This is a genomic window from Sphaerothrix gracilis Ecp01, assembly GCF_030405905.1.
GTDB lineage: Bacteria > Cyanobacteriota > Cyanobacteriia > Phormidesmidales > Phormidesmidaceae > Sphaerothrix > Sphaerothrix gracilis.
The window spans coordinates 1-12,369 of the sequence record NZ_JASATW010000053.1 but is presented as its reverse complement, the minus strand read 5'-3'; the positions used below and the strand labels follow the sequence as shown (position 1 = coordinate 12,369).

The window sequence follows — 12,369 nt, the reverse complement described above, 5'->3', positions numbered from 1 at the left end:
CCACCCATTGAAGCTAGATATTGACCATCCGCACTCAATTGCAGCTGAGTAACCCAGCCATTTTCATACTGATTATCAGGAAGAAGAATAAGATTTTCAGGGTCGTTAGTCCGCCATAGTTTCACCTGACTATCTGTTCCCCCCGAGGCCAAGTATTGTCCATCTGCACTAAGTTGCAACTGATAAACTATGGCGTTCTCATGCCGACTATCATGTAGGGGAATAAGATTTTCAGGGTCGCTAATTCGCCATAATTTCACCTGACCATCCGTCCCCCCCGAGGCCAAGTATTGACCATTCGCACTAAATAGCAGCTGAAATACATTGCTATTTCCATACCGACTATTGTGGAGAGAAATGAGATTCTCGAGGTCGTCGATCTGCCATAGTTTTACCTGACCATCGCTTCCCAAGGCTAGGTACTGACCATCCGCGCTTAGTTGCAACTGTTCGACAATGCTGTTTCCATGCTGACTGTCTTGAATGGGCAAAGAATTCTCAGTACCGTTGATCCGCCATAGTTTTACCTGACCTACCCGTCCCCTTGAAGCGAAGTATTGACCATCTGCACTAAATTTCAACTGTTCGACACCGCCGTTCTGATACCAGCTGTCTTGAAGAGGGATAGGATTCTCAGGGGCATCAATTCGCCATAGTTTTACTTGACCATCGTCTCCTCCCGAGGCTAGGTATTGACTATCCAGACTAAATCGAAGTTCACGAACCACGCTGTTCTCATGCTTACTGTCCTGAAGGAGGATGAGATTCTCAGGGTCGTCAATCCGCCATAGTTTTACCTGACCATCATCTCCCCCTGAGGCTATGAATTGACCATCTGCACTAAATTGCAGCTGAGTGACTCGTCCCTTCTCATGCTTACTGTCTTGAAGGAGGATGGGATTCTTGGGGTCGTCGATCCGCCATAGTTTCACCTGACCATCGATTCCCCCCGAGGCCAGGTACTGACTATCCAAACTAAAATTCAGCTGATAGACTGCGCCTTTCTCATGCCGACCATCATGAAGGAGAATGGGATTTTCAGGATCGTCAATCCGCCATAATTTTACCTGATCGTCACCCCATGTTCCCGAGGCCAAGTACTGACCATCCATACTAAATTGAAGATGACGAACATTGCCACCGCTCTCATGTTGACTATCTTGAAGGGGGATAGGATTCTTAGGATCGTCAACGTGCCACAATTTCACTAAACCAAACTGATCTCCCAAGGCTAGGTATTGACCATCTGCACTAAATTGCAGATGAGTGACCCGTCCGCTCTCATGCTGACTCTCATGGAGGAGAATGAAATTTTCAGAATCATTGATCCGCCACAGTTTCACCTGGCCATACGATCCTATCGAGGCTAGGTATTGACTATCTGCGCTAAATTGCAGCTGTTCGACTCCGCCGTTCTGATACCGACTGTTTTGAAGGGGGATGGGATTCTCCGGGTCGTCGATCTGCCATAGTTTCACCTCACCAACCTCCCCTCCCGAGGCTAGGTATTGACTATCTGCGCTAAATTGCAGCTGTTCGACTCCGCCGTTCTGATACCGACTGTTTTGAAGGGGGATGGGATTCTCCGGGTCGTCGATCTGCCATAGTTTCACCTCACCAACCTCCCCTCCCGAGGCTAGGTACTGGCCGTCTACGCTAAATTGCAGTTGACGAACCTCGCCGTTCTCATGCTGACTGTCATGGAGGGGGATCAGAACCCCTTTCAAATTCCATAGTTTCACCTGACCATCCTCTCCCCCGGAGGCCAGGTATTGACCATACGGACCAAAAGTAAATTGCGAGGATCCTTCTAATCGATAGGTCAAATTTACTCTGTGGTTAAATGGATTCACACTTTTCTTGGCAGGGTACAGACTATACCAAGTTTGGTCGACTAGGGCAGAGTCATTTGACAGATAATCATGCTGCTGAAGGAGACTACCCGCTCTCGTTGCCTCTAATAAAGCATCAAAATAATTATTCGATGCTAAATGAGTTGAAGCAGCTTGATTCAGGGTTCTGACCGTTTGCCTTTGCGCCGCCCTAGCTTGAACCGTAGCCCGTATACCTAAAATCGCTATTACCCCAGCCGCAGTGATTACCCCTAAAACCCCTGTAGCAGTAACCTGTCGAAAGCGGCGTGCTAAAGTTTCTTTACGCTGCAGGCTACTCTCTACAAAATCTCCCTCCCGTTGATTCAGCCAGTTATCTTCTCTCCGTCCTTGCTCGTGAACCTGCTTCAACTGGTCTAAACGAGGGTCTCTTGTCCAGAGTAGATCCCAGCCTTCTTTAGCCCCTTTAAATGGCAACCATCGTTCCGCCGCTTCATTCACCTCCCGCTGCAGGGGCAAATTAAACTTCTGCTGCACTTCTACCGCCGCATCCCGTTTATCTCCTTGACGACCGAATCCGCCAAACATATCTTGCAACCTTTTCCAGCGAGTAGGTTGCGGAATTACTCGAGTTGTTTCATTTAGCCATTCAGAAATCTTCTCCCAGCTCCGCACCAGCGCATCATGGGCCGGTTCTACATACTCTCCCTCCGCAGACTTGCCCGTAACCAGCAACCGCTGATCCACCAGCTGCTTCAGAATTTTTGTAACGTGCTGATTTTCCTCCTCATCGGCATAAATCAGCTCCGTACGCGGCACTCGCCGTCGGGCCAGTTCTCCCCCCTCTGCCGCTACCATACGCAGCATGATCTTCTTAAGCGTTTGCTGCTCCAGCCGGTCAAAGGCCCGATACTCCTCATTTGCCCGCTGCCGCAAAGCACCAATCACCCCGCCCAGGGCTTGATAATCTGCCTTTGTCAGCTGCCGGTCTGGTTCGCCCCGCTGAAACCGCTCAAAACATTTCTGGTACAGCTCACTCAGCGTAAACGACAGCAGCGCCAGCGCCCCCGGCATGAGCATCACATCTTGAATGATCGCCTCCACCAGGCCCTCTTCGAAATACAGCACCTTCTCTGCCGCTGGGCCTTCGATCGCTTCCTGCAGCTCCCCATGGGACATGGGCGACACCACAAACTGAGCCCGAGACCACAGGGCTTCTAACCGCTGGGGCATCTGCTGCCGCACCAGGTCTTCCAGATCTAAGCGCAGGGTCATAACACAGCGCAGGCGGTTGGGAAAGGCCCGCAGGGCTTCATCCAGGTAGGCCAAAAACTGCTGCCGTTCGGTTTCGTTTTGAGTCTGGGTGACCAGTTCCTCGGCCTGGTCGACAATCAGCAAAAACTTGCTGTCGGGGTAGGCCGCAAACCAGTCTGCCACCAGCTTTAGCAAGTACTTAAACCCTTTCTTGAGCGTGCCCCGTAAATGTTTTAGGTACCCAATAGCCAAGTGTTGTAGCTGCTGAAACTGGTCGTAATCTTGTCCTCTGGCTAAACCATTGGGCCACAATCGGTCTTCGATTACCTTGTTCCATTCCAGCACCAGCGACAGCCTGGCTTGGGGAGTGGTCTGGTTTTGCCACCCCTGGCGAAATTCTTCAGATAAATCTTCGCGGGCACTGTCGAAAGCCTCAACTGCGGCTACCGCCTCTGGTGAAGGGGTTTCTGTGCAGATTGGCATGATCGCCTCAGCCAGCGATCGCAGGGGCTCGTTCCCCGGTCGCAGGGCGGGCAATATCTGCCAGTCTTCCTGAGCGCGATTTTCAAGTTTCTTAAACGCCTTGCGCTTAATCAACGCCTCATGATTCTGTAAATACGGCACCAGCCCAGCTTTGACCAGGCTTGACTTGCCCGTGCCAGAAGCCCCCAGCACAACGGTCAGCGGATGATGAGCCACATGGTCCTGGTACAGGGTTTTAATCAGCGCATCCCGCCCAAAGAACAGGTGGGTATGGCGAGCCTCATAGGCGTTTAACCCCCGGTAGGGGTTATTGGCTTCATCCAGAGGAGGGGCTTCTTCTAGCGTGGCCCGGTCAAACGCCTTGCTGAGGAATAGGTACTCCCCATATTCATGCTTTGGTAGTGGCCAGATGCCAGGAGTCTGTTCATTGTCAGAGCCCTTTTCTACGCAGTCACGCAAATAGAGGTACAGCTCCGTTGCTGTCACCAGTTGGTCACCATTGAGGTCTCCTGCGCCGCCCAGGGCTGCTAGCAACGCCTCGGCAAAGGGAGAATGAAAGCCCTCAGCATTGACGACAGATCGGTTATCCCGCACCAGGTCAATGGCCTTCTGGTCATAGGCGGCAGAGGTCAGCACCTGCCAAGCAGCAGAATTCACGAATCGGTCGTATCGTTGCTTGTGGACCGTGCCAGGTGCAATGACAATATCTCGCGAACTGGCCCAACGAAAGGCCCCGGCAAAACAACAGTCGGCAATCAATAGCATGTGACGACACTCAAGCGCATCCAACGCTTGAATAACTACTTGCATCGGCAAAAACGTAGACTCGTCTTCTGGTCTTGCATCTTGGGGAATCAAATACCCCACTGGACCGTCTTTGTCGTTGTTGCGAGCAATGCCATGGCCGGCAAAGTAAATCAGCAGACAATCCTGATCTGTAGGGGAAAGTTCTTTCGGTAGGGTCGACTTGAAAAGGGTTTTGAGCTGGTCCTGGGTGGCATCTGTATCGATGAACTCCCATACCTGGTAGTCGTAATCGGTTCTTAAGATTCTGGCCAGGACTTTGGCATCGTTAGCTGCTGTATGCAATTGGGCAATGCCATTGTGGTACTGGTCGATGCCGATCGCAATGGCAAGCCTACGGTTAAAAGGAGGCTGGAAGGTATCACCCATAGTAAATCTCTTTCCGAAACGAAATTCCAGCAAGTGTTACTAAGGACGCTGACTAGGCAGGAGTTCTACCTTCTGGGTGTTATGGGTAGTAACGCAAAATTGAAGAAGCCCGCTGGAATCTTATCCAAGGTCTACTCCCTTCTGCCGCACACACTAAAGACGGCAAGTGCTATCTAGCCAACGAATGTACTGGAGGACTCGCTGCACTCTGACCGCATGCAATGAATCTTGCCCTCAAGAGTGGAGTACAAATATTTGAACAGCCTTGAGTACAGAGAGAGCGACTGAGAATAAATTGAAAACACAGACGATATTCAATTAATTCTACAGGTAGAAACCAATGTAATCGTTTCTCCGAATGGTATTTTTAAAAAAACACAAGTAAGTTTTGGTTTCTTATTATTTAGTTCAGTATTACTTGCAAGTTTAGAACTGGTTTTAATCCTGGGTTTAAATTCCTAGTACCCGCACCTTCTCAATGATTCGTTCAAAATGAAGTTGGCAATGCCAAGATCCTTTAAAGGGTGAGTCAAAAAACCATGGATATTGTAAAAGATGTCCGAGTGGTAAAAGGATCAACATGGCAAGACATCAGGCCAGAATATACGAAAACATATCTTAAATTGACTTTTCAGAATTTCTTGTAGCCTGGTGAGTTTTACAGAGGTCCTTTGCTAAATCCATCTGCTGTTGTTTTAAGTAGAGGAAAAGAGTTGCGTTGACTGCAGGTGTTGCACGCTTGGGCAGTAAAATCAATTCATAACGTTCGCGAAGAATTCAAATCCCGTGCTGATTAAAGAGATTGGAGGCATCTTCAATCACTTCTATAGCCAGTTGAAACCAGGGCTATTTCATTCTAAAAATGCGCTTGATTGTGTCTAGGCCGAATTTGAAGCAACGCTCGGCTTGAGCCATATTGTCAAATTCATTTGACCGATACAGATTTAGGGCAAAGTTCCGGCCGACTGCAAAGATTTGTGGTAGCTGATGCATACGAATACGAGAGGTATTTTCTCCCTGGTTGATATCGCGAACATGATAAACCTTATTTTCAACGCCCCAATAGCCTCGAATTCGTTGAGCAAATACTTCTGTAAACTCAACAAACGAGGCTATGTAGTAGCGAGTTTCGGTTTCTAAGCGAGGGTGGGTAGTGCCTTTTAGTAAAGGACAGAGGAAATAGCAGGATATCCAGACGCCATCAGTCGCTTCCTAATCAGGCGATTGTACTCGTGAATAAACATCCAGATTGCTCCAATATGGTTCTCTAACTTCTTGGAGAATGACAAAGTCTTTCTCACTAATCGCGCTACTCGCTGGCGCAGCGTGTTGTTGAGCCGCTCAATATAGCTCGTCAATCCACTCTCTTTACCAACTGCGAAGTGGCGCTTGCTCGGAATGACCGTTTCATAAGCTTCCCAATAGTCTGTGTAAACCTTGGCGCATTGTCTGTAAACAGCCGCTAGCGACTGCCATAACTGCACAGCCGATGCCCGTGAGCGATCGCCCACATGACAACCAATAATCTCACGGGTTTCTGCATCGATGGCTAGCCAAACCCACTGCTTGTTGCCTTTGTCATCGACAAACGACCATAGTTCATCCATCTGTACCATTAGCTGTCAGGCGACAATTACATCAGGCTCTTGCGAGCTTTTGATACTGGTGGCGAAATATTGCTTAACCTACAGATGACTCCATCAGTCTTACAAACTGTGAAGTACGAGTAGCGGCTTGAGGCACGCCCGTCAGCCAGTTGTGAATGCGCTTACAGTTAATCGCTGCGGCTGTCATCAGGTGCTGTAAGTGGGTTTTGGCTAAGCCAATGTAGCGAGCCCGCCGGAAGCCATGTGCTCGCACCCCTTCAGAGAGCGTTCCCTCAATCCCAGAGCGCAACGCATAGTCGGCCTGATAGTCAGATGTGGGCTCTCGTTGCCTCGCTTTCTGCAAGGCTTTGTACTGTGCTTCCGGTCGAATGGTAATCGAGCGCCTTGGGCGATCGCTGCGAGTGCATAAGCGCAAACTTGGACAGATTGAACAATCGGCGGCGGCAAACTTGATTTTGATCACTTCATTATCTCGACCGTCAATCGCAGGTGTCCAGGAAACACTGGATTTTCCGGCTGGGCAAATGACTTTCTGCTGCTGCCAATCGACCGTGAAGTCATCGGCAGCATAACCCTGATTCGCCTTGGCCTGCCAGTGAAGATTGATGCGCGTCGGCCCTAGCAAATCTACCTGATATCGCTCGTCAGTCGTGACTAACAGTTCGGCATCGAGATAACCGGTATCGACAATATGTTTGTTGGGTAGGAGATTGTTGTTTTCCAAAGACTGGTGAATCGACTCAGTCATATCCCCATCCGCGACAGGCGCTGGAGACGTTTCTACATTCGTAATCAAATGCAATTCTTGTGGCTCACAGGTTTCGCTGACATGGACTTTATAGCCCACCCAGGAGGTGGTATGTTTCTTGGCATAGTGGGCATCTGGTTCGTAGGGCGAGCTAATCATGATAGAAGCAGGCGGCGCTTCGGTTTGAGTGCGCCAGCGAATGTTGTGATTCTCGCAATAATATTGTTGTATCCAGACACGTCGTAGGGTCTCAATCGCTGGAATCTGACGCAGCCAAGCGGGGCTGGTAGCATCAAAAATAGCCGTTAACAAAGTCAGTCCATCTCGACCATATACTTCAGCTTGAGCAGTTCGCTGGGCCTTAGACTGAGGCAAATGATAATCTTCTATCCGCTCGCTGTAGCGCTCTACCCACTCAGGTTGGCTATGCGCTATCGTCCAGTCGGGAGCCGCGACAGCTAGGGCGTTGAGGGCGGCTCGCAGGGTTTCTCCTGCGCATTCTAAGCGCGTCACTGCCCGAATAGCCGCTAAGACATGAGTTGCGTCTGTGCGCTGACGACAGCGAGCTTTTAGCCAGCCTTTGCCTTGACAAAACTGTAGCAGTTGGTCAAAAACAAGGCGCTCAGCATTGGCCTCTACTAACCGGCAACGAAACTCGCTGAGGACAGTATGGTCGAACCCTGTATCGGTCAGCTCTAGACACAGCAAGTATTTCCAATCAATCCGGCTGCGCACGGCATCGGCTGCCTGACGGTCACTCAAGCCTTCAACAAATTGTAGGATAGTGACCAATGCCAAACGCCAAGGTGAGATACCAGGTTGTCCCTTGACTTCAAACAAGTCACTGAAGGTGTCGTCGTTGATAAACTCGCTCAAGGTATCGGCCATCGTCAGACAGAGGTTCCCTCGAGGAAAAACGGTATGGGCGACCTTCGCCGTTTCCACCGGTACAACATACTCAGCTTGGGGGCGTAGCGACATTATTGCCTTTTCCTGATGCACTCAACGATTGCCCTCATTATCAATCTCTAGCTACAGACTCACAGGTATCGTTAAGCAATATTTCGCCACCAGTATCAAAAGCTCGGAAGAACCTACCTTCACTGTCGCGCAATAGACCGCTAAGCACAAAATTCTGTACAGTCTCGTACTAGTGCTAAGATCAGACCCAAAACTCAATTAATCAGATTGCCCACTTTCTGTAGGTTGCGTAGCTGCATCATGGATCGCATTAGCGACTGCTTCAGGATCGTCCTCAATGACCTCCTTAGTAGCAGGATTGAGGTCAGTTTCAGAATTTAGGGACAGCGCTTTTTGATAACGAGAGATGGCCTGCCTGAGCTTGCCTTCTCGGGCCAGATTCTCAGCCTCTCTCACCACACTCACCGCTGAAAACTTCAAAGCAACGGCTTTGGGATCTTGCTCAAAACTCTTAGTTGAAGGGTCAATATCTACCGTTTGACCTGCATCACGAGCCAGCTTAAGGATTCTGCGGAAGAGTGCAGTCGCTTCCTGAACCTTGCCTGTTTCAGCGGATTGTTTAGCTGCCTCAATCACGGTGGAGTGCACCGGCAACTGAGGACAGGTCAGGCTGTAGTTGGTCAAATCGGTCTGAACATAGTTTGTCCATTCTGCGGCTGTCAGATTGCGGATCAATCGCAGACAGACTTGCTCGGCCAAGTCACGGGACCATAGCCAATGTACCCGCAACGTCTTGTCCCTACTCGCGGTGGCGACCCGCTGGCCATCGTCGCTAAAGCTCACCGCCAAGACCCAGTCATCGTGGTTGAGGGTGAAGAGGGGCTCGCCGGTTTGTGCATCCCACACCCGCGCCGTCTTGTCCCTACTCGCGGTAGCGACCCGCTGGCCATCGTCGCTAAAGCTCACTGCCAAGACCGAGTCATTATGGTTGAGGGTGAAGAGGGGCTCGCCGGTTTGTGCATCCCACACCCGCGCCGTATGGTCCCAACTGGCAGTGGCGACCCGCTGGCCATCGTCGCTAAAGCTCACCGCACTGACCGTGTCATCGTGGTTGAGGGTGAAGAGGGATAGTGGCATGTTCAGCGCACGACGCAAGGCTTGATTGACATCTCTAGATTCTTCTTGCCACGTCTTTAGGGAGGCAAAGGATTTGACTGCTAGGAGGGCACCGGCTTCATTTCGTGTCGCACTGGTTTGGTTCATTAAATGTTCTGACTGGGCAGCTAGCTGACGAACCAAGGCTCGCTGCTCAGATTGATGAGCCTGGATGCCAAACCAAGTCATACCCGCCGCCAAGACGGCTAATGCGCTAACGACTCCCCCTAAGAGCATCTTTTGCTGCGTCTCTCTCCCAACTGCTGCCTGCAAGAACTCAAGCTGTCGGGCTGTCATCTGGTGACGTAACCGTTTGTGGTAGTCGCGCAGTAAATCGAGATCGGGGCGTTGCCACAATAAACCTGCGGGTCGTTTCTGGTCTTGCCAATACTGGGCAGCCGCCTCCAGGCGTCGTTCAAAACGAATGTCATCCCGACTGCTATCGAGCCAATCGTTCAATTGTTGCCAATGCCCAAACAGGGCTTCGTGGGTAACTTCGGCGATTTCTTGGTGGGCTTGACTCGACAGCGTGATCAGTCTTGCCCTTGGGGAAGAAAAGCGATCAAGCACTTGCCGCCATGTTTCTGGTTTGTCCTGATTGGCCATCAGGTTCTCTACTGCAGCTCGCCGTCGTGTATCGCGAGTCCCCTCGCCCAACTGCACCAGTCCAATGAAGATTCGTCGGGCAATGTCTTTTTCGGTCTCAGGCAGCTTGTCATAGATTTCCTGAGCCTGCCCAGCCAGGGCACCGCCCACACCCCCCATCTTCCGATAGGTTTCGGTCGGGGGGGTACCCTCACCCAGCTCTCCCCAAATCCGCGTCAGGGCAAATTGCAGCAGCGGCAGTGCGCCTTCTCGCCCCTCGGTATCCTTCACCATCAGATCGACTGTCGCTTCATCCAGAGGATGTCCGACCTGCTTGGCGGGTTCGGCAATGGCACGGCGCAGTTCGGCTTCCGTCATCGCGGGCACAATCACGCTCTGGTCTGAGCCAATCACCTGATTGAGCATGGGGTGACGCTGGGTTTCTCCTAAAAAGTCACTGCGTAAAGTGATCATCACCGACAGGTTGCCAGTCGGGTCACTGGCAGCACAGAGCAGATTTTCAATAAACGCTTGGCGTTCGTTCGGGTCTTTGCAAAGGGAATAGACCTCCTCAAATTGGTCTACCAGAACCACCAGCGGGGAGTCTTTGATCTGGGGCATCAGATCGGCGATCCGCCGCATCCCGTCGTAAAGCCCAGCGGCAGTTGGCAACTTTAGTTCCGTGGTAAACTCTCGCGTTTTGGTGACCGGCATCGGGTCTTGGGTCGCGACTTTCGCCAGTACCCCCGCCAGGGCTTCCACCGGATGCGTTCCCGGCACCAGCACCGCCACCCGCATCTGTTCTTTACCGGGTAGAGGTCTTCTCGACAGTTCCGGAATAAACCCAGCCCGTGCCAGGGATGATTTGCCACAGCCGGATGGCCCTAAGATTGGTAAGAAGCGTGGCACAGCGTCAGCTCGGCCCGATTGCTCGACTAAATCCTGAAACCGTTGCCAGAGTCGCTGCACTTGCCCTTCGCGGCCAAAGTAGCGATCCGCATCGTTCTCGTTAAAGGCCGCGAGCCCTTTGTAGGGATTAGGGCCAATGGAAACAGCGGTATCATCAGGTCGCCTCGCCTCGTGCTGATGCTCAGTCGTCTGATGAATGACGTAGATGGTATTGTGATCGCCGGAAACAATGGCACTCCCAACAGCATTTTCTTCAATGCGGATGTTGCTTTCCTGACGGATATAAGCCTTGATATCGCGCCCTGCTTTGACATTTTCAAAGGCCGTTTGAGCCGGGTTTGATGAAGGCTGGTGTGAGTCCGATGCGTTCATAGGAGCTGCTTTTGCGAGTCTTTAGGGCCTGCGTTCTTAAGCTTGTTGATTAGCACCGTCCACCGTGATGTCCCCTTCTATCTCGACCTCGACTAGCATTTCTTGACTTACCCTCGTAGCAGATGCATCGGCTGTCTGGCTCAGATCTGTCGCTTTGAGGGATTTCCCTTTGATTCCTTTTAACAACACCTGCTCCACCACCTTTTCCTGAAAGGCCACAGGCAGTTTAGGGCGCACCTCGGCATCCAACCCATCCATTAAGGCGGCGATGTCAGGGTCTGCTATGGCCAAGGCTTCCACCTTCTCGGTTAAAACAGGCAAACCAAAGACCTCGGGCTGACTGTCTATTAGCACTGGGGCGCTTTTAGCTGCCTCCAGTACAGCCACTGTTTCAGGCGACTTGGCCTTCATCAATCCTTTTAGCTTGGTCACCTGCTCCCAAACTTTGCCCCCCAGGTCAGGGATCTTTTCGCCCAGGGATGCTCCTAGTGTTTCTACCATGTTAGTGATCAGCAAAGTCGCCAGAGCTGCCACAGTAAGAGGTTCCATAACAGATGAGAAGAAAGTTTCTCCCCAGATTATGGCACCCAATCCTTAGCCGGAAGGAACTGATTCAACTGATGGAAGGTCCTGCAACACTTTGTTTAGAAGTACCTCTATCGAGCGGTGGATTCTGAAGGCAATACGCTGGACTTCATGCTCAGTGCCAAGCGCGATGCCAAAGCTGCCAAACGCTTTCTTACAAAGGCACTCAACGCACCCCACACCGTAGACCCCAGAGTGATCACCGTCGATAAGAATGCCGCTTATCCCCCTGCGATCGAGGAGTTGAAACAAGATGAAGCCTTACCTAAAACGACGGAAACCAGGCAGGTCAAGTATTTGAACAATATCGTCGAGCAGGATCATCGGTTTATCAAACGACGTATCAAGCCTGGCCTGGGGTTTGGGTCATTCAACACTGCTAGACGCACACTCAAGGGTTACGAGGCGATGAACATGATTCGCAAGGGCCAGGTCAACGGTGCGGAAAAAGGAGATGTCATAGGACAGATCTCTTTCATCCACGAAATCTTCGGAGTGGCTGCATAACCAGAGTTAGATCCACAGGGATCTTCTCTTCTTTTGATCTTTTTGCAACGCAACCCTCCAGCGTCGGTCCACCTCCAATTCGCAAAGTGCTAGCAAGAATTGAGCGTAAGACCACTGTTCTTGCATGGCCTGATGTTCGAGGGTTTCCCAATGCTGGAGCATGTGGGAGAGGCGCAGGCGTTTGAGGTGGAGGCTGAGACTTTGGTAGGGACTCACTGCTGGCGTCTGGCTGGAGGAG

The 12,369-nt window shown here is 51.2% G+C and carries 4 protein-coding genes and 2 pseudogenes; 1 reads left to right on the top strand and 5 read right to left on the bottom strand.

What is annotated here, in order from left to right; translation table 11 throughout:
• The 5 genes and pseudogenes from QJQ48_RS26870 to QJQ48_RS26850 form a co-directional block, all read right to left on the bottom strand.
• Positions 1 to 4,742: nSTAND1 domain-containing NTPase (locus tag QJQ48_RS26870; RefSeq protein WP_346294310.1), on the bottom strand; the 4,742-nt coding region annotated here is incomplete at its 3' end.
• Between the two features lie 1,160 nt (positions 4,743 to 5,902).
• Positions 5,903 to 6,364: pseudogene (locus QJQ48_RS26865) on the bottom strand (IS1 family transposase); the annotation flags it as partial.
• A 58-nt stretch (positions 6,365 to 6,422) separates the two neighbouring features.
• The gene (locus tag QJQ48_RS26860) at positions 6,423 to 8,078 is read right to left on the bottom strand and encodes an IS1182 family transposase (RefSeq protein ID WP_346294309.1); all 1,656 of its coding nucleotides are present in this window, start codon (positions 8,076 to 8,078) and stop codon (positions 6,423 to 6,425) included.
• Between the two features lie 198 nt (positions 8,079 to 8,276).
• Positions 8,277 to 11,039, bottom strand: a complete 2,763-nt coding sequence (locus QJQ48_RS26855; RefSeq protein ID WP_346294308.1) for an NACHT and WD repeat domain-containing protein — start codon at positions 11,037 to 11,039, stop codon at positions 8,277 to 8,279.
• A gap of 36 nt (positions 11,040 to 11,075) precedes the next feature.
• Positions 11,076 to 11,573: a hypothetical protein gene (locus tag QJQ48_RS26850; protein WP_346294307.1), complete on the bottom strand. Its 498-nt coding sequence runs from the start codon at positions 11,571 to 11,573 to the stop codon at positions 11,076 to 11,078.
• 114 nt (positions 11,574 to 11,687) lie between these two features.
• Here QJQ48_RS26850 and QJQ48_RS26845 point away from each other — a divergent pair.
• A pseudogene (locus tag QJQ48_RS26845) lies at positions 11,688 to 12,131 on the top strand (IS6 family transposase); the annotation flags it as partial.
• Positions 12,132 to 12,369 lie beyond the last annotated feature (238 nt).

What these genes read in the sequence shown, in the direction of transcription:
- QJQ48_RS26860 (WP_346294309.1), bottom strand. Translation starts at nt 8,078, where the DNA reads ATGTCGCTACGCCCCCAAGCTGAGTATGTTGTACCGGTGGAAACGGCG.
- QJQ48_RS26855 (WP_346294308.1), bottom strand. Translation starts at nt 11,039, where the DNA reads ATGAACGCATCGGACTCACACCAGCCTTCATCAAACCCGGCTCAAACG.